The following is a 21,796-nucleotide window of genomic DNA, read 5'->3' as shown; positions in this document are numbered from 1 at the left end:
GCGGGATTGCGACTTGCCTTTATGGGAACGCCGATGTTCTCCGCCCATATTCTGACGGCTTTGATCGGATCCCCGCATGAGGTGGCTTGCGTCTATTCCCAGCCCCCTAGGCCGGCGGGTCGTGGCAAGAAGCTAGTGCCTTCCGCCGTACATCAATTGGCAAACTCCGAAGGCGTGCCGGTCCGCACGCCGGTTTCCTTGAAGTCGCCAGAGGTACAGGCCGAGTTTGCAGACCTAAAACTCGACGTTGCCATTGTTGTTGCCTACGGGCTCATTCTGCCAAGTGCTATTCTTGACGCGCCTAAGTTTGGCTGTCTTAACCTGCATGCGTCTTTACTGCCTCGTTGGCGTGGTGCGGCTCCGATCCAACGCGCCATCATGGCGGGAGATGAAGAGACAGGCATTGCCGTCATGCAGATGGAGGCCGGGCTGGATACAGGCCCGGTGTTAAGCGAGACGCGAGTTCCGATCAACGCTGAGACGACCGCGGGTTCGCTCCACGATGTCCTCGCCGAAACCGGGGCGGAACTATTGCTCAGGACATTGGCACGCCTCGAAGCGCCCGATCTCGTTGCGACGCCGCAATCCTCAGAAGGGGTAACTTACGCCGAGAAAATTTCCAAATCCGAGGCTAAGATTGACTGGCGGCGCAGCGCTATTGAACTCGACCGGCATATTCGAGGCCTAAATCCGGCACCGGGGGCATATTTCGAGTATCAGGGACAACGGATCAAGCTGCTGGCGGCGACACCGGTGGAAGGCGAGGGAGGCCCTGGTACCGTATTGGATGATCGGCTAACCGTTGCCTGCGGGGAAGGGGCCTTAAGGCTCATCACGTTGCAACCCGCCGGAAAGGGTGCCATGGATGCGGCGTCATTTCTCAACGGTCGACTAATCGCCAAGGGCGAGGTGCTGGGCTGATGCCCTGTTACCGCATCACCATAGAGTACGATGGGCGGGAGCTTGTCGGCTGGCAACGACAAAAAAACGGCCCTTCGGTCCAGCAGCATATTGAAGAAGCCATTTTCGATTTTTGCGGCGAAGAGATACGCATTCAGGGCGCGGGCCGGACAGACGCCGGAGTACACGCGCTTGGCCAGGTCGCGAGTTTTGAACTTGCCTCAAACCGAAAACCGCAAGTCGTGATGAACGCACTCAATCAGCATTTGAAACCGGCACCGATTGCTATCCTGGCATGCGAGGAGGTGGACGCGGAATTCAGCGCCCGGTTTTCGGCAATCAAGCGACATTATCTCTACCGGATCATCAATCGTCGGGCGCCGTTGACCGTGGAGGCGGGGCTTGCCTGGCTTGTTAAGCGGGAGCTGGATGCCGATGCCATGAATGAGGCCGCAAAGATTCTCATAGGGCGGCATGATTTTACCAGCTTTCGTGCCGCTGCCTGTCAGGCAAATTCTCCGGTAAGGACGCTTGAAAAGCTGACAGTTTCACGAGAAGGGGAGGAAATACAAATTCGTGCTTCCGCTATTTCGTTTTTGCATAATCAGGTTCGGTCCATGGTCGGCAGCCTCGCCCTCGTCGGGACCGGACAATGGACCAAGAGTGACTTAAAAGCGGCACTGGATGCCAAAGACCGCCAACGCGCCGGGCCAAATGCACCGCCCTATGGTCTGTATCTGACGCAGGTGGATTATAGCTAGACCGGTGCAGTAAAAAGCCAGCTTGAAAAAACGGCTTGCACCAAAATTACAATCAGAAACTCAAGAAAGGCAAAACCGGTCGCCATCAACCCGGTGAGGTTAAGCGTGATCTTTAGGACATACCAAAGCAGAGCATAGGTTGCCGCGATGAATAGCAGGGTCATCGTCGCCGCGATACTTCCGGAAAGAATGCCAGTTGCAATTATCGAGAGGGGCAGCCAGATAAGGATTATCGCGAACTGCATCCAGTTATACACGATGACAAACACGCTATAACGGTCTGAAAATCCCATATAGCGCGCAAACACCGCCATGATCACCAGATATGCCCCCCAGCTGACCAACAAGGCAATGCAGAGCAGCACCAAAAAGGGAATAATCTCTGTTTCCGTCGGGACTTTGCGATAATCTATGGAGTTTTCTATCGCGAACAACGGTACAGCCAGAACCATTGCCAGGAATGATCGGTAAAAGCCTTCCGTTGAAATATTGAAATAGTTGAGGGCATTTGGGTCCCTCCGCGCGAGCTGGTAAGCGCCAAATAGAGAATTGACGATTTCCCGAAGACTAATCATCCCTGGGTCACGAAATAGCTTCTCAGGATGTCTGTATAGATATCTGTCAAAGCCTCGACATCGGCCACATTTGCCCGTTCATCAATCTTATGCATGGTCTGGCTGATCAGGCCAAATTCGACAACCGGACAAAAATCCTTGATGAAACGGGCGTCGGACGTGCCTCCGGTGGTTGAAAGCTCAGGCTTCCGGCCAAGCCGCTTTTCAATCGCCTCGACGATAAGCGCGCTGAAATCTCCCTCGGGCGTCAGGAAGGGCGATGAGTTTTTCCGGCAATCAAGCTCATAATGGCAACCGCGTAATTCGGCGACGCTATCAAGAACACCGCGAACTGTGTGCTCAAGCGAGTCGAGGCTGTGGTGTGTATTGAAACGGATATTGAAGGTTGCGTTTGCCGACTTAGGAATGACATTTGTAGCCGGATTGCCAACGTCAATCGTGGTGAACTCCAGATTGCTCGGCTGGAAATGCTCGGTTCCGTCATCAAGAACCAATGCGTCCAGCGCTCCCACCATTGCCGCCAGATGGGGCACAGGATTATCGGCAAGATGCGGATAGGCAACATGCCCTTCCGTCCCGATGACAGTCAGGTATCCAGTGAAAGAACCCCGTCGACCGATCTTGACCATATCGCCAAGCTCTTGCGGGTTGGTTGGTTCACCGACGACGCAATGGTCGATCTTCTCTCCATTTTCCGCCATCCAGTCCAGGACTTTGCGGGTGCCGTTAATTGCAGGACCTTCCTCATCACCGGTAATCAACAGACTGATGGAGCCGGCGAATTCTTCACCGGATTCCTTGATAAACCGTTTAGAGGCGGTGGCGAAGGCGGCAATCGCCGCCTTCATATCTGCGGCACCACGGCCATAAATCGTTCCGTCCTTAATGGTCCCGTTGAAGGGATCCACGCTCCAAGCATCCGCATTCCCAACAGGCACGACGTCGGTATGGCCGGCGAAGCAGAAATTTGGTCCTGCTGTCCCAAAGCGGGCGTAAAGATTCTCCACATCCGGAGTGCCCTCGTCGCTGAACGTTAGCCGATGACAGACAAAGCCGGTTTCTTCGAGATTCTTTTGCAGCACGTCAAGGGCGCCGGCATCTTCGGGCGTTACACTAGGGCATCGCATCAATGCCTGGGCAAGGGCGACGACTTCTGATATTTGCAAGTTTCTATCCATAGATGACCTTTACCGTTCGCTGGCCCATTCGGTCAATGGCGAAGGTGAAGGGCGTAAATAAATTTCTAACTTTCATTGCAGTTTTTATAGCCCCGGGATATGACAGCTTCGCTTGTTAAGAAAGTAGAAATATGCCCTTCACCCAAATCGCAAAATCCGGAAATATTCGCGGGATCATTTTCATGGTCGTCGGCATATTTTTTATGACCTCTATGGATGCGGTCGCGAAACTTCTGGTTGAAGCAGATTATTCCGTTGTGCAGATGCTTGCAATCCGTGGCGCAGTCCTATTGCCGCTATTGCTGATCTGGATAGGTGCGCGCGGGGAATCCCATATGATCAAGACACGGCAGATTGGCGGTCATGCCCTCAGGATTGCATTTGGTATTTTTGCGCCGCTTTTGTTTTTTCAGTCTTTGAAAGAGCTACCACTCGCGGATGCGACCGTAATATTCTTTATTTCGCCCTTCGTGATGACAGCGCTTTCCGTTCCCCTGTTCAAGGAAAAAGTAGGTATCCATCGCTGGAGTGCAATCTTCATCGGCTTTGCCGGAGTCCTGTTTGTCCTGCAGCCCACATCAGGTCTGCTCAAGCTCGAGGCTTTCATGGTGCTCGCCGCAAGCCTGTGTTATTGCGGGGTGATGTTGACCGGGCGTGTCCTGAGCCAAACGGAGACGACCTTCACGATCATATTTTACAGCAACCTCGGACTCTTGGTGGCTTCGGGAATTGCGTCGATCTTTGTCTGGCAGCCCATGCCCTTCATGGATCTGGGTCTTGTGGTGTTGATGGCGCTTTTGTCCTTGGCGGGCAATATCTGTCTGGTGAAATCCTTCGCTCTTGGCGAGGTTGGTGTAATCACGCCCTTTGAGTATACGGCACTTCTGTGGGCGGTTTTGCTGGGATATTTTGTATTTGGGGATTTTCCGGCACTGAACGTCTGGATCGGCGTGGTCGTCATCGCCGGCAGTGGGCTTTACATGGTTTACCGGGAAAATCTGCGGCGATGAGAGAACCGGCGAGGGTATGACCCTCGCCGATATGATCCGATCTAGTCTCTCAGAAGATCATTGATCGAGGTTTTGGAGCGGGTCTGCGCATCCACTGTTTTCACGATAACCGCACAGTATAGGCTCGGCCCTGGTGTGCCGTCCGGAAGTGGCTTGCCCGGCAGGTTGCCGGGAACGACGACGGAATAGGCCGGAACGCGGCCGATATGTATTTCGCCGGTGTCGCGATTGATGATCTTGGTGGAGGCGCTGATGAAAACACCCATGGAAAGAACCGAGCCTTCCTCAACGATGACCCCTTCCACAATCTCGGAGCGGGCACCGATAAAGCAGTTATCCTCGATAATGACCGGATCCGCCTGCAGTGGCTCCAGTACGCCGCCAATACCCACCCCACCGGAAAGATGCACATTCTTGCCAATCTGGGCGCAGGAACCGACCGTGACCCAGGTATCCACCATCGTACCGCTGTCCACATAGGCCCCGAGATTGACGAAACTCGGCATCAGGATGGCGCCGGGAGCGATATAGGCACTCTTGCGGACCACGCAGTTGGGAACGGCCCGGAATCCGGCTTCACGAAAGCGGTTTTCACTCCAGCCCTCGAACTTGCTGGGGACCTTGTCCCACCAGCTTGAATTGTTGCCCGGGCCACCGGAAATCATTTCCATGTCATTGAGGCGGAAGGACAGGAGAACGGCTTTTTTCGCCCACTGATTGACAACCCAGCCGTCTTTTCCCTTTTCGGCCACACGAAGCTTTCCGTTGTCGAGAGCATTTAATGTCGCTTCCACGGCGTCGCGGACTTCGCCTTTTGTTGTGGTGGAAATAGTGTCCCGGCTTTCCCACGCCGCATCAACAACCGGCTGCAATTCGGCTAATGTCATAATGGCTTATCCCTGAAATCTGGTAAATCTGCGTTTGCGAGAACATACCCGGCCACCGGCAGATGTCAATCTGCGAGCACGTGTTTTTATGTAATAGGGCGCCGATCCGCAAGCAGGTCAGCTAACCATCGGGTCAGATCATCGGTCTGATAATGGATATGCGGTCCTTCGGCACCTTGGCTAGACCAATGTGCTTCATTCGGGATCCAGACGGTCGTCATTCCCATTTCATGCGCCGGCGCCAGGTTGACGGCCATATCTTCGAAAAGAACCGCCTTTTCAGGAGTGATGCCAAACTCACGCACCAGCTTCTCATAAACAGGCTTATGGGGTTTGGGCTTGAAATCAGCCGCAACGATATCGAAAATATGCTCGAAATGATGATCGATCCCGAGCTGGGTCGACACATTGGTCGCGTGATAGTGGGATCCGTTGGTAAAAATGATTTTGCGGCCCGGTAACTGTTCCAGCGCAGCGCTCAACTCCGGGGAGGCCACCAGATCGGTGACATCAATATCATGCACATAATCCAGAAAATCGTTGGGGTTGATATCATAATTCAACATCAGCCCGTTCAGCGTCGTGCCATGTTCGTGGAAAAACTTTTTCTGAACATTTTTCGCCTCGACAAGATCGACTTGTAGAAAATCAGAAATAAATTCCCCCATTTTCTTGTCAATCTTCGCGAACAGGTTCGATTTTGAAGGATACAGGGTATTGTCGAGATCGAATATCCAGCAGTCGATATGGTCAAAATTTTTCCAGCGGGGAGTTCCAGTCATGAGTGCGACTTTGCCGTGTCTTTGTTGTCCCGACAAGAATTAATTGATGGTGAATGGGAAATAGGATGAGTTCCTCAAAATATCCTCTTTTTTAAGAGGCTATTAAGCTTAAAACCCTATTATATCCGCGCAAGAGGCAATTAAAGGTAATCCAGCGGGTGTTAGCGGCGTGAGCGGCAAATTAAATTTGAAAAAACCGGCATCCTCGACCTATGAGGATAACAAGGCACGGGCCTTGAGCACGGATGTTGCCATTCGGGCGGACCTTGCAGCCCATGAAGATACAGAGCCGGAAATCCTCTATTATCTGACGGACGATTCGTCCGGCAAGGTTCGTAAAAACCTCGCCCTCAACCCCTGTACGCCGGCCAAGGCCAACCTCATTCTTGCGCAGGATGAAGATCACGAGGTGCGGATGGAACTGGCCCGAAAAATCTGCCGCCTGTTACCGGATTTGTCAGGGGAGCAGACGGCTATCATCCTTGAGAAAACAATTGAGGTTCTGGAAATTCTGGCCAACGATCAGGTAACGGCGGTTCGGGCGATAATTTCGGAAACACTGAAGGAAAGCGTCGACGTCCCAAAGAACATCGTGATGGATCTCGCGAAAGATGTGGAGGAAATTGTCGCAAGCCCAATCCTGGAATATTCTCCCCTGCTATCCGACAACGACCTTTTGGAAATTATGGCGAGCGGGATTGCTGCAGGTGCGCTTCCTGCAGTTGCCCGCAGGCCCAATCTGAGCGAAGACGTCTCTGACGCAGTTGTTGCACAGCTTGAAGTGCCCGCAATATCTACCCTGCTTGCCAACCCATCCGCAAAAATCCGCGAAGAAACACTCGACCAGATCATGGATCAGGCAGAGAGCGTTGAACCACTTCACGAGCCTTTGGTCATGCGGCTTAACCTTTCGTTGCGGGCGATGCGCCGGATCTCTGGTTTCGTTGCATCCTCTCTTGTTGAAAAACTGGTAAGCCGCAACAACCTTCCGCCGGCTACCGAAAAGGAGCTTAAAAATATCGTTCGGGGCCGAATTGAGAAAACCCGCGAGTTCACGCCAGCCAGTGAGGAAGGGAGCCAGACGCGCGCTGAAAAGCTGTTCGCGGACGGCAAACTCGATGAAGAGGCCATTGCGGACGCCGTCGACCTCAAGGATCAGGAATTTGTCGTGACCGCATTGTCCCTGAAAACCAAGTACAGCTCTAAGACAGTCAACGCCATGCTGGTATCCCGCAACGGCAAGGTTGTTACCTCTTTGTGCTGGAAAGCGGGGCTTTCCATGCGGCTAGCCTTCAAAATACAGACGGTCATTGCCCATGTGCCGCGCCGCGACCTTATCAACGCGCGCAATGGGATCGAGTATCCTTTCACCGACAAGGAAATGGACTGGCAGTTATCGTTCTACGAGGGGTAGGGGTATTTCGCCGGCCTAAGTGGAGCTTTCGGTGATCATCGTCCCGACGCCATGTTCGGTGAAGGTTTCAAGCAACAGGACATGAGGAATGCGACCATCCAGAATGGTAGCGGATTCGACTCCTTCTTCCAACGCGAAAAGACAGGTTTCCAGCTTCGGAATCATGCCGCCAACGATAGTACCATCCTTTTGCAGCTGTCTTACTTCATCGGGAGTAAGACGGTTGATCAGCTTTTTGTTCTTGTCCAGAACCCCTTCGACATCGGTCATCATGATCAGCTTCGTTGCGCCTATCGCAGCCGCGATATGACCTGCGGCCGTATCTGCATTGATATTGAAAGTCTGACCGTTCGGTCCAACACCGATCGGGGCGATGACGGGAATAAGGTTGTTTTCCTCAAAGCTTTCAAGAATTTCCGGATTGATGCGACGGGGTTCCCCGACAAAGCCGAGATCCAGGATCCTCTCGATATTGCTATCGGGATCACGTTTGGTGCGGTTCAGCTTCTGTGCCTCGATCAGGTTGCCATCTTTACCCGAAAGACCAATGGCAAGTCCGCCCGCAGAGTTGATTGACGTGACAATCTTCTTGTTCAGTGAGCCCGACAGCACCATTTCGGCGATTTCCACCGTTTCCTTGTCGGTGACCCGGAGCCCGTCAATAAATGAACTCTGGATTTTCAGCCGTTCCAGCATGCTGCCGATTTGTGGTCCGCCGCCGTGAACAATAACCGGGTTGATGCCGACCTGTTTCATCAGTGCTACGTCTCGCGCGAAATAATGCGAGAGCTGTTCATCGCCCATGGCATGACCGCCATATTTGATGACGAAGGTCTGGCCATTGAAACGATGCATGTATGGCAAGGCTTCAGACAGGGTCCGTGCCTTGGCGAGCTGTTCCTCAACTGACAGGGTTTTATCACTCATTTCAATCATCCAACCTCTTCTGCCAATGAGGCAAGTTCCGCCCGGAGCGCCTCAATGCCAATTCCTTTGACGGAGCTGGTGAGCATTGTTTCCGGATGGGCAGCTGGCCGCTTGGCAAGCTCCGCCTCAATTTTTTGGGTGAGCGATTTCACGTCACTTTGATTGCTTTTGTCAACCTTCGTCAGAATGATCTGATAGCTGACTGCCGCAACGTCCAGCATATCCATGACCTCCCGGTCAGTCACCTTCAAGCCATGTCGGGCGTCAATAAGGAGGAGGACCCGCCGCAAGGTGGACCGTCCTCTAAGATAATTATTGACCAATTCAGTCCAGATACCGATTTTCTGTTTCGATGCCTTGGCATAGCCATGACCGGGTAAATCGACCAGGTGAAGTTGATCCCCGAGATTGAAGAAATTGATCTGCTGCGTCCGGCCCGGCGTATTCGACGTCCGGGCGAGAGTATTGCGGTTGGTCAGCGCATTGACCAGGCTGGACTTACCAACATTTGACCGCCCGGCAAAGGCAACCTCGGTTAGATCCAACTCTGGCAACATGTCCTCTGTTGCGGCGCCGGCAACGAACTGGCATTCCTTCGCGAAGAGAAGGCGACCGGCTTCGAGGCGCTTTGCCTCATTTTCGCCGGCGGGATCCGTCGGATCGGTCATGTCATGCTACTCGTCAGCTTTTGTCGCTGGTACCAGAAACGGATACGCCCATCCGTTTCATGATCAGCCACTGCTGCGCCATGCTGAGAATATTGTTCCAGGTCCAGTAAATCACCAACCCGGCCGGGAAGCTCGCCAACAGATACGTGAAGAAGATCGGCATGAACAGGAAGATTTTCGCCTGCACCGGATCCGCCGGCTGCGGGTTGAGTTTCTGCTGCAGGTACATACTGAGACCCATCAGGAGCGGCAGAAAGCCGATCATCAGGAACTGCGGCGGATCCCACGGGATAAGACCGAAGAGATTGAAGATTGTCGTTGGGTCCGGCGCGGCCAGATCCTTGATGTACCCGTAAAATGGCTGGTGCCGCATCAACAGGGTCACAAACAGCACCTTATAAAGGGCAAAGAATATCGGGATTTGCAGCATGATCGGAAGACACCCGGCCGCCGGGTTGGCCTTTTCCCGTTTATACAGCGCCATCATCTCCTGATTGAGCTTCTGCTTGTCGTCACCAAACCTCTCGCGAAGTTTCACCATTTCCGGCTGCAGACGTTTCATCTTGCTCATCGACACATAGGACTTATGAGCAAGCGGCAGCAGGATGATCTTGATAATGACGGTCAGCGCCATGATGGCGAGACCAAGATTGCCAATCCAGCTGTTCAGGAATTCCAGTGCATAATAAATCGGCTTGGTCAGGAAGTAGAACCAGCCCCAGTCGATAGCAAGATCGAAACGATCAATATTATATTCCTGCTCATAGGTGTCGAGCACCGAGACGACCTTGGCACCGGCAAACAGACGATTTGTAAGGCCGACGGTTTCGCCCGCAGGAACATTGATTCCATCCTGGTTAAGAAAATCCGTCTGGTATCTTGCGCCTTGCGGGGCGTAAGAAAAGCGTGCCTTGATGCTGGTTTCCTGGTTAGGGATCAGGGCTGTCAGCCAGAACTTGTCAGTAATGCCGAGCCAGCCCCCAACGGAAGAGTAGCTTTCGCTTTTACCCTCTTCAAGATCGCTATAGTCAATTTCCTCGAGCGTTTCATTGAGAACGCCGAGCGGACCCTCGTGAAGAATATAGAAATCCGTGGTTTCAGGGGTGCCGTGACGGGAAATAAGGCCGTATGGATAAAGCGTGACAGGGGCGCCGGTATTGTTCTCGATCATCTGGTCGATTGAGAACATGTAATTTTCGTCGACTGAAATGGTGCGATGAAAGATGAGACCTTCACCGTTGTCCCAAGTCAACTTCAGCGGCTTTTGCGGGGTAAGCTCTGTATTGTCCGTTGACCAGATAGTCTGCGCATTAGGTAGCTTTGTCGCTGTACCAGGGGCCGCGCTCCAACCGAACTCAGCATAATAGGGATGGGGGCTGCCGGCCGGGGACAACAGCTTGATTTCAGGGCTCGTCGGATCGACCGTTTCCCGATAGTCGATGAGAGTCAGGTCATCAAGGCGTGCGCCCGTCAGTGAAACAGAGCCATGCAAAGTCGGTGTGTTGATTTTAACCCGGTCAGCCTTTTGCAGGCTTTGTGCCCGTGTCAGGGCGCCTTGGGCTGTCGCTCCCTGTACGCTCGGCGCGCTGGCGCCATCGACGGCCGCGGACGGAATTTGTGACGGAGTATCCCCATCCGTAGACGTTGTTGCGGCCTGTTGCTGCGCCTGCTCTATTTGCGGGCCTTCAACAAAGTATTGGAACCCGAAAATAATCAGGAAACAAAGAACGATCGCAATGACCAGGTTTTTCTGATCCGACATTATTTTTACAGCCCTTACGTTTTATTCTATGCGGGCGCGACCCGACAGGTCCGTTGCGCCGTGATGACAATTTCCATGTTTATGAGGTACCGGATCGTACCCTTCGCCGCCGAACGGATGGCACCGCCCAAGTCTCCGCAAGGTCAGCCAGGAACCTTTTAGTGGACCATGCACCGATAACGCCTCCATTGCATAGGATGAGCAACTGGGGTAATAGCGGCAACTTGCTGGTAGCAGGGGCGAAATAAAATAGCGGTAGAACCGGATAGGCAGCATAAGCGCTCCGGCGAGGAAGTTTCCGATCATTGCGCGCTCCGTCGGGGAGACGCGGTAGCGCCAACCTTGCCAAGTGCGGTGCACAGATCTGACTTCAATTCATCAAACTTCCGGTCTTTCGTTTTGGCACGGCCAATCAGGACAAAATCCCAGCCCGCATCAGCGTGAGCCGGTATAATCTCCTGCGCGACAGCACGAAGTCGGCGTTTAATGCGGTTGCGGACTACTGCATTGCCGACCTTCTTGGTCACGGTAAAACCCACGCGCACGACATCGGGTCTGCCCGGACTTTTGTCGCGGGCAGCCTGAAGCACCATCCCCGGTGCAGCCCATTTGCGGCGAACGGACGCAACACGGAGAAATTCCGCGCGTTTTTTTAGCCGTTCGACGCCTATCGGCATGGGATTAGGCTGAAAGGCTCTTGCGGCCTTTAGAACGGCGATTAGCAAGAACCCGGCGACCGCCGACCGTTGCCCGGCGGGCACGGAATCCATGGCGGCGAGCGCGAACAAGTTTGCTCGGTTGATATGTACGTTTCAAGAGACTTCTCCGTCGATCATCCGCGCGATTTGCGCGAAGGGAAAACAAGCCCCGCTGTATAAGGTTTCTCCCCGGCTAAGTCAATGCAGGAGATAAATTTTGCACCATTGCAGATCGGAACGGTTCAATTCGGCTCACTTTTGGGTGAAAGGGCCTTTCGAAACTATCGAGGAACCATAAGTTTCGATAAGTTTCAGGGCGAACTGTTCGCTGTATTAAAGGAATTGCCGGTGTACGCTAATTTTTGTCCCCGAGAAGGGGTTTATGTTAGGTTTCGACAAACAGAAGCTGGCAAAGTGGGTAAGGGGCGAATCAGCGATGGGTAAGGCCAGTGATAAAAAAGGCGGCGCCGGGAATGGGTTTTCTTTCATAAAAATGTTGCCGCTTTTAGTCATTGCCCTGGCAATCGTCGCGTTTTTCGTCCTGGAACTTGATGAATATCTGACATTCCGGATGCTCAGTGAAAACCGGGATTACCTTATCGGTTTTGTATCGGGGAACTTCCCATTGGCGGCATTACTTTATATGGGCCTCTATATCGTCGTCGTTGCCTTTTCGTTGCCGGGAGGACTGTTAATGACGGTCACTGGCGGATTTTTATTCGGCTGGGTTGCCGCGGGACTGATGACGGTGTTTGCCGCCACGATCGGCGCCACGCTCCTGTTTCTGATCGCCGCAACTTCCCTTGGCGAACCGCTGCGCAAAAAGGCGGGCCCTAAGCTGAAGAAGCTGGAGGACGGATTTTCCGAGAATGCGCTCAATTATCTTTTATTCTTGCGGTTGGTTCCTGTCTTTCCTTTCTGGCTGGTCAACATTGCGCCCGCTTTTCTGGGGGTGAAGCTCAGTACATATGTGATTGGGACATTCGTCGGCATTATCCCGGGGACTTTTGTCTTTGCCTATCTTGGCGGTGGCCTCGACAGCATCATCCGAGAGCAGCAAGCTATCTATCAGGCTTGTTTAGAGGGCGGGCATAGTAACTGTGCATTGGATTTCCAGATCAGCTCCTTGCTGACGAAAGAGATCCTGTTCTCCTTCATCGCTCTCGGCGTCATTGCCTTGTTGCCGGTCGTGATCAAGAAATTTCGAAATAGTTCTAAATAAAACGCAGGAGCGACTTTTATGGCAACACAGGTCAAGGCAGATATTTGTGTAATCGGTGGTGGCTCCGGCGGGCTTTCCGTTGCTGCGGGCGCGAGCCAGATGGGGGCAAAAACCGTCCTCGTCGAAGGCGGCAAGATGGGTGGCGACTGCCTGAATTATGGCTGTGTTCCGTCTAAAGCGTTGATCGCGGCGGCGAAGAAAGCAGCGAGCCTGAAGAATGCCAGTGTTTTTGGTGTGACCGGGCCGGACCCAGCTGTCGATTTTTCAAAGGTTATGGATCACGTGCAGGAAGTCATTGCCTCTATTGCCCCCCATGATTCGGTCGAGCGGTTCAAAGGATTGGGCGTGGAGGTGATCCAAGGTTATGGTCGGTTTATTTCGGAAAACGAGCTTGAAGTCGGCGATACACGAGTGACGGCACGCCGCTTTGTCATTGCCACGGGGTCACGTGCGACCGCACCTCCCATTTCGGGGCTGGACGAGGCTGGCTACCTGACCAATGAGACCATATTTGAGAATCGCACGCGGCCGGATCATTTGATCATTATCGGCGGCGGGCCAATCGGGTTGGAAATGGCGCAGGCTCACGCCCGCCTCGGATCGAAAGTCACTGTTCTCGAGGCATTCAAGGCGTTCGGCCGGGATGACCCCGATTTAAGTGCAGTTGTTCTCAAAACCCTGCGGGAGGAGGGAATTGACATCCGTGAAGGAGTGAAAATCTCAGACGTCAAGAAGGACGCATCTGGAACTTATTATATCTCACTGGAGGAAGGGGCTTCTTCCGAAATCCTTTCAGGCTCGCATCTTCTCGTCGCAGCGGGGCGAAAGGCGAATGTGGAGGAACTCAGTCTTGAGGCCGCAGGCGTTGATTATAATCCCAAAGGCGTTGTAGTTGATGCCAGACTTCGCAGCACAAATAAGAAAATTTATGCCATAGGAGATGTCGCCGGTAGTTATCAATTCACGCATATTGCCGGGTATCATGCAGGGATCGTTATTCGCAACGCGCTCTTTCGTTTGCCGGCGAAGGTCGATTACAGCGCTGTTCCCTGGGTTACCTTCACTGATCCGGAACTTGCAAATGTCGGTCTGAATGAGGCCGCAGCACGGGAACAGTATGGCGACAAGATTAAGGTTCTCACCTTTCCGTTTGCCGATATTGATCGTGCCCGGACCGAGCGTCAAACGGAAGGCATGATCAAAGCGATCACGACCAATGGCGGGCGCATATTGGGCGCGGGTATCGTTGGACCCCATGCCGGTGAACTGATCCATCCCTGGGGAGTTGCGATTACCGGGAAACTCAAGATCGGTACGATGGCAAGCTTCATTGCGCCCTATCCGACATATGGCGAGATCAGCAAGCGGGCCGCAGGAAGCTACTACACACCTAGCCTGTTTAGTTCCCGAACCCGTGCAATTGTTAAATTTCTTTCCCTCTTCGGATAGCCAATTACGATAACGGTATCGTTATCGCAGTTGATTCGGATTCAGGCGGTAAAGCGGGCATTCTCCCAGCGAGCAATCATTGCTTCAAAGGTTCTCAGAACTAAACAGGAGAGACACATGTTCAAGGAAGTATTAACCGCTGCGGCAATCGCCTCGATGGCAGCGACCGCCGTCGTGCCGGGTGCTGTCGCGGCTTGTGCCCCAAAAAAGGCATGCAACGCTTGCGCGGCAAAGAAAGCCTGCAATCCCTGCAATCCTTGCGCCGCTAAGAAGGCTTGCAACCCCTGCAATCCTTGCGCTGCAAAAAAGGCGTGCAACCCCTGTAACCCCTGCAAAGCAAATCCTTGCGCGGCTAAAAAGAACTGATAACCAACAAGGGTTATAACTCGCGCTTTATTGTATTTGTATTGGAAGAGCCGGTATCATTAAGTTGATACCGGCCTGTTTTTTTGATCTATTCTGTAGAATGGCAATTTTACAAAAAATAGCGGCACCATTTCGCAGTCTTTCCGCGAGACTGCTAATTTTGACGCTTGTTTTTGTAATGCTGGCGGAAGTCTTGATCTTCGTGCCTTCTATCGCCTTTTTTCGCCTGAATTACCTCATCAAGAAAACGGAATTTGCGCATCTTGCAACCCTTTCGCTCTTGGCGTCTCCAGATAATATGGTGTCCGAGGAACTACGGGAGGAATTGTTGTTTCGTGTCGGCGCCCGAAGCGTCGTTCTGCATGGCGCGAATTCCCGGCTTCTGATCCTGAGCGAAAATATGCCGCCCGCCATTGATGCGGAATTCGATCTCGCCAACCAGAGTCCCCTGCCTTTGATTGAACATGCTTTCATGAGCCTGATGGTGGGGCCGGGACGGATTATTCGGATAATAAGCCCGATCGAGAATGAGCCCAACTCCTCCCTGGAGGTAGTGATCGATGAGGCGCCGTTGATTGATGCCATGTATGACTATGCGTGGAATATTTTCTGGCTATCTCTCATTATCTCGACCCTGACGGCAATCCTTGTTTACCTGACGCTCCATTGGCTGATGGTCCGGCCGATGCGCCGGTTAAGTGAGAGCATGATTGCCTTTCGCCGGGCTCCCGAAGATATCAGCACCGGGCTTGTGCCCTCAGGGCGACGGGATGAAATCGGGGTCGCGGAACGTGAGCTTGAAATCATGCAGACCCGACTTCGGGCAGCATTAAAGCAAAAACAACATCTCGTCGCGCTGGGCACGGCCGTAACCAAGATCAGCCATGACCTTCGAAACATTCTCTCTACCTCCCAGATTGTCAGCGATAGCCTGTCGGAGGTGAAGGACCCGAAAGTACAGAAGGTGGTCCCCCGACTGATGACAAGTATTGATCGGGCGATCGATCTGTGCACGCAGACCTTGAAATATGGTCGCGCCGACGAGCAGGAACCGAGAAAAGAGCGCTTCCTTCTGGAGCCGCTGGTGAATGAGGTGAAAACATCAGTCGGACTTAAGGAGAGTAACGGCATTGTCTGGCGGAACAGGATTCCGGCGGGTCTCATGCTCAATGCCGATCGCGATCAGTTTTACCGCATCCTACTCAATCTATGTAGAAATGCCGTACAGGCGATGGAAGAGGAGGGTACGATTGATATTCATGCCCTGCGTGCGGGCTCGCGCACCCTTATCCGAATATGCGATTCCGGCCCGGGGCTTCATGCGAAAGCCAGAGAGCATCTGTTCGAGCCATTTTCCGGATCCGCGCGCGCGGGCGGAACGGGTCTAGGCCTGTCAATTGCGCGTGAGTTGATTGTCGCGCATGGCGGGGAGATCACGTTGGAGCGTACAGGAAGTTCAGGCACTATATTTTGCATAGAATTACCCGATTAACATAATTTAAACGCTCCTTCGATACGCTCTCCTTGGTAATTTTGGACCGGTTCAATCGGATTTAAGGGTGTTCTGCGTGACGATTATGCGGGGATTGACGATAGGGGCGCTACTGGTGGCGACCGTCGCAACAAGTGGCTGTTCCAGCGATATTTTTAAGACAGTTGATAAGAACGTTGCAGGTGTCTTCGGCGATTCCTGCTCGTTCACTAATCTTTCCTCCGGGAAGGATTTTTGCCCTTTAAAGAGCGAGACTTTCGTTCAGGCACCGCTCTACTGCTACAAAACACTGGGAAGTGTAAACTGCTATCGAGAGGAAAATCCCTACTCAACTGAGAAATCCGCAAGAGTGCGCAAAGTGCCCGCTCTGGCGTCAACAGGTGTGGAAAACATATCCGTTGAGGAACTTGAACGCCAGCAAGAAGCGGTCGCGAAAACGGTCTCCGCCGACTAGTTTGTCGAATTTTCCCGAAACGACACTGTATTTGCCGTGTAAAATTGTTACCTTGTAGATAACCGACAACAAGGAGGCAAACAGGCGATGGCATGGAATCCTGAACAGTATACTCTTTTTTCAGATCATCGGTTGCGTCCGGCAATGGACCTGCTGTCACAGGTGCCGCTAAACTCTCCCTCCGTAATTTATGATCTGGGGTGTGGCACGGGAAATGTCACGGCGCTTCTTTCCCAACATTGGAATGAAGCGATTATCACGGGGATCGATAGTTCCAAGGAAATGCTGGCCAAGGCACGGAAAGACCATCCCTCCATCGAATGGAAGCTTGACGACATCAGTCAGTTTTCGCCGACCAGCAAGGGAAACCTCCTTTTCAGCAATGCGGCGCTTCACTGGCTCGATGATCACGAAACCCTTTTTCCCACCCTACTAAAACAGCTGCGGGCCGGCGGTGTGCTTGCAGTGCAGATGCCCAACAACTTCTCCGCCCCCTCTCATCAAAATCTTTATGATCTCGCCCTGTCACCGGAATGGGTGGATCGACTGGGACCGTTAGTCCGGCCGGCGCCGGTTCATAACATAGACTGGTATTTCGATCTCTTGTCACCACTAGTGGAGAAAATCAATATCTGGGAGACTACCTATTTTCAAATCCTGAAAGGTAAGGATGCGGTGCTGGAATGGACGCGTGGCACGGCGCTTCGGCCGTTCCTTGCCGCACTCGACGAGACAGAATCAAAATTATTCGAAAGCCAGTATGCCGAAATGCTAATGGAATCCTATCCGGTCGGCCAGGATGATGCGACACTGTATCCGTTTTCCCGCCTGTTTATCGTGGTGCAGACGCCGGAAGAATAGCCTGCCCGGAGTTACTCCGGTTCCCCTGTAAGAACTATCCCCTCACGCCGGGGATCGGCGCCCCCTTGTAAATCCATGCCTGTGATACTGATACCATGAAGCCCGCTATTAAGGGTACGGACATTTACTTTATACCCCATGGATTCCAGTTCGGGCTTAAGATCGGCAAGAGGCGTATCCACCTCCAAATCAAGCGTTCCATTACGATTGATGTAATGAGGCATTGCAATTGCCGTCTGCAGGTCCATGTTCCAGTCGAGAGACGCAACAATGGTTTTCAGGACATAGCCAATAATCCGGCTGCCGCCAGGGGAGCCGATGACCAGCCGAAGTTTTCCCTCCCCGTCGAACACCATTGTCGGGGACATGGAACTGCGGGGACGCTTGTTTGGCTCAATTCGGTTGGCAACGGGACCGTCTTCCGTTGTGGGAGTGAAGGAAAAGTCAGTCAGCTGGTTATTAAGTATAAACCCGCCTGTCATCAATCGGGATCCGAACACATTCTCGACCGATGTCGTCATGGAAACCGCATTTCCGAGGCTGTCGCGTATGCTGAAATGGCTGGTGGAGGGAAGCTCGATCGCATTATCAAGGCCAAGTGAGCCCTGTTTCTCCTCCGGATTGCCGGCCTTAAAAGGCAAATGCGATTCGCCGGGAATGACCATTTTGGCACGACTTTCAACATAGGCGTCGCCCAGTAACCCGCGGACAGGTATATCGACAAAGTCGCCATCGGCGAGGTACTTGCCTCGGTCGGCAAAGGCAAGCGCGCTCGCCTGTGAAATAATGTCGATCGCTTCCGCACTACCCGGACTGATTGCGGGCATATCCCATGCCTCGAGAATACGTAAGGCTTGCAACAGGGTAACGCCGCCCGAGGTCGGCGGGCCCATTCCGCAGATAGTGTAAGCGCGATAGGGCGCGCAAACGGGCTCTCGTTTGATCGCCTTATAATTCGTCATGTCATCGAGTGTCAGCAGGCCCGGATTGAGGTTATCGCTTCGCACGGTGTTGACAATAGATTGGGCGATATCGCCGTGATAGAAGGCGTCGGGGCCGTTCGCGGCAATAACTCGCAAGGTTGCTGCAAGCGCCGGGTTCTGTAGACGTGTGCCCACGGCTTTTGCCGATCCGTCCGCGTTATAGAAATAAGTCCCGGCGGTCGCCCTGGTTTTCAGATGCTCATCCCGGTCAAGCAGGTAGTAGAGGCGCGGGGATATCAGGAAGCCTTCCTCTGACAGCTTAATTGCCGGCTCAAACAAGTCTTTCCAAGGCAACTTCCCGTGGGCCTCATGCGCTTTTGCCAGCATGGCGACGACACCGGGCACACCAACAGAGCCGCCACCAACGACGGCGTCATAGAATTTTTTCGGGCTGCCGTCCGCGGTCAGGAAATGGGTTTCCTGAACCGCCGCCGGGGCGGTTTCCCTCCCATCATAAGTCTCGAGCTTTTGTGTTTCACCGTCAAAATGGAGCAGGAATGCCCCGCCGCCGATGCCTGAGGATTGGGGCTCGACCAATGTCAGCACCATTTGTACGGCAATTGCTGCATCGACTGCGCTGCCTTCCCGCGCGAGCATGATCCGGCCGGCTTCGGCCGCCAAGGGGTTGGCCGCTGCAATCATGTATTTCTTGTCTGTCTCGGCCCTGAGTGGAGAGATAAGCAGCAGAAAGACCAATGATAGCGGGAACAATAGTCGCCATGCCGGGATTCGTAACACGGAAAGAGCGGTCATGGAAAAGGGGCTCCTTTGAGAGTTTGCTGCAGTAGCGAAGATAAGTTGACCGATTGAAAGGCTAAGGCTAACGTTACGGAAACAAAAGCAAAAGATGAACAATATGATCAAACCTGGCGCCAAGAATCTTATCACAGATGTTGATGGAATTAAAATCGGCAATGCCGAGGACAAGCAAGTGATGACAGGGGTGACGGCGATAGTTCCCGACACTGCCGCAGTTGGCGGCGTTGATGTCCGGGGCGGTGGTCCCGGCACGCGAGAAACCGAAGCACTTAACCCTGATTGTCTTGTGGAACGGGTTGATGCCATTGTTTTAAGTGGCGGCTCCGTTTACGGGTTGGAGGCTGCGGCGGGGGCCGTTATGGCGCTGGCAAAGCAGGGGCGCGGATTTGAGGCGAAAGGCATTCATGTCCCGATCGTCCCGTCAGCGATATTATTCGATCTGGCAAATAGCGGAAACAAGAACTGGGGGGATATGCCGCCTTATCGGCAGCTCGGTATTCAAGCGACAGAGAATGTGAATGATGACTTTCCGCTCGGCAATATTGGCGCAGGGTACGGCGCTGCCGCGGGAAAGATGAAAGGGGGGCTGGGGAGCGCGTCCCTGATCAGTGACGATGGCATTCAGGTCGGGGCGATTTTCGCCGTCAATCCAGTCGGGAGTGTGGTTATTCCCGGAACACGTCATTTCTGGGCCTGGCCCTTTGAGCAGAACGCCGAATTCGGTGGTTTAGGGGCCCCTGAAATTGACGGGGAGTTGACCCTCGATATTCCGGCGGAATCGCGGCTTGCGGAAAATACTACTATTGGTGTTGTCGCAACGAATATTGCACTGACGAAATCGGAGGCCAAGCGTATCGCGATCATGGCCCATGACGGCCTCGCGCGTGCAATTAGGCCTGTACATACCCCCTTCGACGGCGATAGTATTTTTGCATTATCAACAGAGAAAGTAGAATTATCAGGGTCAAGACCGCTCGGCGTGGCGAAAATTGGGGCGATGGCTGCTGATTGTGTCGCAAGATCTATTGCACGGGCCGTTTATAACGCCAGAAGCCTAGGCGGGTTGCCAGGGTATATGTCTTAAAAATCAACAAGTTAATTTAAGGGAGAAATGTTCATGAAAAGATTGATTATTGCTGCCGCTCTTGCCGGTGCCGTATTGGCGCCGTTCTCAGCATTGGCGGCGAAAGACTCCGTTACTTTTGCACAGCGGTTGGAGCCTCCTGGGCTTGATCCTCGTACGGGTGCAGCCGCCGCAATTTCACTGACCACGCTTTACAATATCTATGAGGGTCTGACCCGGGTAGATGAAAAGGGAATGGTTCATCCAAACCTTGCCGAAAGCTGGACGATCAGTGACGATGGCTTGACCTATACATTTAAGCTGGTTGAGGGCGTAAAATTCCATGATGGCGCCGATTTTGACAGCTCTGATGTTAAATATACCTTCGAGGCAAATGCCGCTGAAGAAAGCCAGAATAAGCGTAAAGACCGCTTTACGAACATGGAAAGCATCGAGACCCCGGATGCCAATACCGTTGTTATCAAGTTGAAAGAGCGGCGTCCCGCCCTGCTTGAGCAATTAAGTGAATCAACGGCTGTAATTGTCGATCCGGCGTCAGATGCGACTAATGCCACCAATCCGGTCGGTACGGGTCCCTATAAAATCGAAAGCTGGACGAAAGGCGACAGCCTTAAACTGACAGCTGCGGATACCTACCGTGACAAGGACGCCATTGCGATCAAAAACGTCACGATCCGCTTTATCGGTGATGGTACCGCACGTCTAGCAGCCCTGCTTTCCGGGGATGTGGATGTATCTGACATACCGAATGAACTGGTCGGCAGCGACTCGCTCAAGGAAGACTTTGATATCCTGGTCGGGAATACGAACGGCGAAACCATCCTGAGCACTAACAATGCGAATGAGGCCCTTTCAAAACTGAAAGTACGTCAGGCCATTGCCCATGCGATCAACCGGAAGGAAATCATCGATGGCGCCATGTTCGGCTTTGGGACGCCGATTGGATCGCATTTTGCGCCGCATCACCCTGACTATGTCGATCTGACCGGGACTTACTCCTATGATCCGGAACTGTCCAAAAAGCTTCTGGCGGAAGCCGGCTATCCCGATGGGCTGGAGCTTTCCCTGAAATTGCCGCCAGTGGATGATTATGCGCGCAAGGGCGGCCAGATCGTTGCTTCCCAGCTTGAAAAAGCGGGCTTCAAGATAAAGATCGAGAATGTCGATTGGCCAAAATGGCTGGACGAAGTCTACAAAAAGAAAAATTATGATCTGTCCATCGTGTCCCATGTAGAGCCAATGGATATCGGCATTTACGCCCGCGAGAACTACTACTTCAACTACAATAACCCGAAGTTTAACGAAGTGGTGGCCGCAGCTGAGTCTGCTGCGTCGGCGGCCGAACGCACGGAGCTTCTACAGACAGCTCAGAAGATGCTGGCTGATGATGCAGTAAACGGCTTTATGTTCCAGCTGCCACGCGTTGTGGTAGTCCGGAAAGGCCTGAACGGTGTCTGGAAAGACATGCCGTTCTTTGTAACGGATGTCGCCCGTATGTCCTGGAGCGACTAACAGAAAAGGCGTGAAGCCTTCCTGAAATGCGAAACCCGCTGGCGACAACCAG

General features: G+C 53.1%; 23 protein-coding genes. 11 read left to right on the top strand and 12 right to left on the bottom strand.

Going from position 1 to position 21,796, the window contains the following annotated elements; all coding sequences use genetic code 11:
• Nucleotides 1-6: 6 nt before the first annotated feature.
• Both fmt and truA read left to right on the top strand, forming a co-directional pair.
• Entirely contained in the window at nucleotides 7-921 is a 915-nt protein-coding gene (fmt, locus tag J0X12_RS01900; protein ID WP_420497036.1) for a methionyl-tRNA formyltransferase, read from the top strand.
• On the top strand, nucleotides 921-1,661 hold the full coding sequence (gene truA / locus J0X12_RS01895; protein WP_207041495.1) for a tRNA pseudouridine(38-40) synthase TruA: 741 nt from the start codon (nucleotides 921-923) through the stop codon (nucleotides 1,659-1,661). Before fmt ends, truA begins: the two co-directional genes overlap by 1 nt.
• Here truA and J0X12_RS01890 read toward each other — a convergent pair.
• Complete coding sequence (locus J0X12_RS01890; RefSeq protein WP_207041486.1) at nucleotides 1,658-2,236, bottom strand: hypothetical protein; 579 nt, start codon at nucleotides 2,234-2,236, stop codon at nucleotides 1,658-1,660. The two genes, truA and J0X12_RS01890, sit on opposite strands and share 4 nt — an antisense overlap.
• Complete coding sequence (dapE, locus tag J0X12_RS01885) at nucleotides 2,233-3,402, bottom strand: succinyl-diaminopimelate desuccinylase (RefSeq protein WP_207041484.1); 1,170 nt, start codon at nucleotides 3,400-3,402, stop codon at nucleotides 2,233-2,235. The genes J0X12_RS01890 and dapE overlap by 4 nt, the downstream gene beginning before the upstream one ends.
• A gap of 143 nt (nucleotides 3,403-3,545) precedes the next feature.
• On the opposite strand from dapE, the gene J0X12_RS01880 reads away from it, so the two are divergent.
• The gene (locus J0X12_RS01880) at nucleotides 3,546-4,424 is read left to right on the top strand and encodes a DMT family transporter (protein WP_207041475.1); all 879 of its coding nucleotides are present in this window, start codon (nucleotides 3,546-3,548) and stop codon (nucleotides 4,422-4,424) included.
• A gap of 41 nt (nucleotides 4,425-4,465) precedes the next feature.
• Here J0X12_RS01880 and dapD read toward each other — a convergent pair whose 3' ends face one another.
• Nucleotides 4,466-5,311, bottom strand: a complete 846-nt coding sequence (gene dapD / locus J0X12_RS01875) for a 2,3,4,5-tetrahydropyridine-2,6-dicarboxylate N-succinyltransferase (RefSeq protein ID WP_207041473.1) — start codon at nucleotides 5,309-5,311, stop codon at nucleotides 4,466-4,468.
• 86 nt (nucleotides 5,312-5,397) lie between these two features.
• Entirely contained in the window at nucleotides 5,398-6,093 is a 696-nt protein-coding gene (locus J0X12_RS01870) for a pyrimidine 5'-nucleotidase (RefSeq protein WP_207041462.1), read from the bottom strand.
• Between the two features lie 169 nt (nucleotides 6,094-6,262).
• Here J0X12_RS01870 and J0X12_RS17290 point away from each other — a divergent pair, with 169 nt between their 5' ends.
• The gene (locus J0X12_RS17290) at nucleotides 6,263-7,507 is read left to right on the top strand and encodes a DUF2336 domain-containing protein (RefSeq protein ID WP_207041454.1); all 1,245 of its coding nucleotides are present in this window, start codon (nucleotides 6,263-6,265) and stop codon (nucleotides 7,505-7,507) included.
• A gap of 15 nt (nucleotides 7,508-7,522) precedes the next feature.
• Here the strand turns inward: J0X12_RS17290 and argB are convergent, their stop codons facing one another.
• The 6 genes from argB to rpmH are packed head-to-tail and all read right to left on the bottom strand — an operon-like array spanning nucleotide 7,523 to nucleotide 11,680.
• Entirely contained in the window at nucleotides 7,523-8,434 is a 912-nt protein-coding gene (gene argB / locus J0X12_RS01860; RefSeq protein WP_207041445.1) for an acetylglutamate kinase, read from the bottom strand.
• Between the two features lie 5 nt (nucleotides 8,435-8,439).
• On the bottom strand, nucleotides 8,440-9,102 hold the full coding sequence (gene yihA, locus J0X12_RS01855) for a ribosome biogenesis GTP-binding protein YihA/YsxC (protein ID WP_207041443.1): 663 nt from the start codon (nucleotides 9,100-9,102) through the stop codon (nucleotides 8,440-8,442).
• A gap of 13 nt (nucleotides 9,103-9,115) precedes the next feature.
• Complete coding sequence (gene yidC, locus J0X12_RS01850) at nucleotides 9,116-10,864, bottom strand: membrane protein insertase YidC (protein WP_207041441.1); 1,749 nt, start codon at nucleotides 10,862-10,864, stop codon at nucleotides 9,116-9,118.
• Nucleotides 10,865-10,885: 21 nt separating this feature from the next.
• The gene (yidD, locus tag J0X12_RS01845; RefSeq protein WP_207041439.1) at nucleotides 10,886-11,170 is read right to left on the bottom strand and encodes a membrane protein insertion efficiency factor YidD; all 285 of its coding nucleotides are present in this window, start codon (nucleotides 11,168-11,170) and stop codon (nucleotides 10,886-10,888) included.
• Nucleotides 11,167-11,541: a ribonuclease P protein component gene (gene rnpA / locus J0X12_RS01840; protein ID WP_207041436.1), complete on the bottom strand. Its 375-nt coding sequence runs from the start codon at nucleotides 11,539-11,541 to the stop codon at nucleotides 11,167-11,169. The genes yidD and rnpA overlap by 4 nt, the downstream gene beginning before the upstream one ends.
• A gap of 4 nt (nucleotides 11,542-11,545) precedes the next feature.
• Nucleotides 11,546-11,680, bottom strand: a complete 135-nt coding sequence (gene rpmH, locus J0X12_RS01835; RefSeq protein ID WP_161313830.1) for a 50S ribosomal protein L34 — start codon at nucleotides 11,678-11,680, stop codon at nucleotides 11,546-11,548.
• A 318-nt stretch (nucleotides 11,681-11,998) separates the two neighbouring features.
• Between rpmH and J0X12_RS01830 the strand changes: the two genes are divergently transcribed.
• Together J0X12_RS01830 and J0X12_RS01825 are read left to right on the top strand one after the other, a co-directional pair.
• Nucleotides 11,999-12,784 carry a TVP38/TMEM64 family protein gene (locus tag J0X12_RS01830; protein WP_207041434.1) on the top strand — a complete coding sequence of 262 codons (786 nt, stop codon included), beginning with the start codon at nucleotides 11,999-12,001 and terminating at the stop codon, nucleotides 12,782-12,784.
• 18 nt (nucleotides 12,785-12,802) lie between these two features.
• A complete protein-coding gene (locus tag J0X12_RS01825; protein ID WP_207041431.1) occupies nucleotides 12,803-14,233 on the top strand; it encodes a dihydrolipoyl dehydrogenase family protein in 1,431 nt (476 codons plus the stop codon).
• A 41-nt stretch (nucleotides 14,234-14,274) separates the two neighbouring features.
• On the opposite strand, the gene J0X12_RS01820 is transcribed toward J0X12_RS01825, so the two are convergent.
• A complete protein-coding gene (locus J0X12_RS01820) occupies nucleotides 14,275-14,568 on the bottom strand; it encodes a hypothetical protein (protein WP_207041429.1) in 294 nt (97 codons plus the stop codon).
• Between the two features lie 191 nt (nucleotides 14,569-14,759).
• Between J0X12_RS01820 and J0X12_RS01815 the strand changes: the two genes are divergently transcribed.
• From J0X12_RS01815 to J0X12_RS01805, 3 genes are all read left to right on the top strand, one after another.
• Nucleotides 14,760-16,091: a sensor histidine kinase gene (locus tag J0X12_RS01815; protein ID WP_207041427.1), complete on the top strand. Its 1,332-nt coding sequence runs from the start codon at nucleotides 14,760-14,762 to the stop codon at nucleotides 16,089-16,091.
• 76 nt (nucleotides 16,092-16,167) lie between these two features.
• The gene (locus J0X12_RS01810) at nucleotides 16,168-16,545 is read left to right on the top strand and encodes a hypothetical protein (protein WP_207041425.1); all 378 of its coding nucleotides are present in this window, start codon (nucleotides 16,168-16,170) and stop codon (nucleotides 16,543-16,545) included.
• Nucleotides 16,546-16,632: 87 nt separating this feature from the next.
• On the top strand, nucleotides 16,633-17,406 hold the full coding sequence (locus tag J0X12_RS01805; RefSeq protein ID WP_207041423.1) for a methyltransferase domain-containing protein: 774 nt from the start codon (nucleotides 16,633-16,635) through the stop codon (nucleotides 17,404-17,406).
• Nucleotides 17,407-17,417: 11 nt separating this feature from the next.
• Here J0X12_RS01805 and ggt read toward each other — a convergent pair whose 3' ends face one another.
• Entirely contained in the window at nucleotides 17,418-19,142 is a 1,725-nt protein-coding gene (gene ggt, locus J0X12_RS01800; protein WP_207041421.1) for a gamma-glutamyltransferase, read from the bottom strand.
• 94 nt (nucleotides 19,143-19,236) lie between these two features.
• Here ggt and J0X12_RS01795 point away from each other — a divergent pair, with 94 nt between their 5' ends.
• Together J0X12_RS01795 and J0X12_RS01790 are read left to right on the top strand one after the other, a co-directional pair.
• Nucleotides 19,237-20,232 (top strand): P1 family peptidase, encoded by a 996-nt coding sequence (locus tag J0X12_RS01795; protein ID WP_420497023.1) that lies wholly within the window; start codon nucleotides 19,237-19,239, stop codon nucleotides 20,230-20,232.
• A gap of 33 nt (nucleotides 20,233-20,265) precedes the next feature.
• Nucleotides 20,266-21,744: an ABC transporter substrate-binding protein gene (locus tag J0X12_RS01790; RefSeq protein ID WP_207041417.1), complete on the top strand. Its 1,479-nt coding sequence runs from the start codon at nucleotides 20,266-20,268 to the stop codon at nucleotides 21,742-21,744.
• The last annotated feature ends 52 nt before the right edge of the window (nucleotides 21,745-21,796 follow it).

Source organism: Sneathiella sedimenti, from assembly GCF_017313765.1.
In the GTDB taxonomy this organism is placed as follows: Bacteria; Pseudomonadota; Alphaproteobacteria; order Sneathiellales; family Sneathiellaceae; genus Sneathiella; species Sneathiella sedimenti.
Note: the sequence above shows the minus strand (reverse complement) of the source record. Positions and strands in the feature narration are given on the sequence as shown.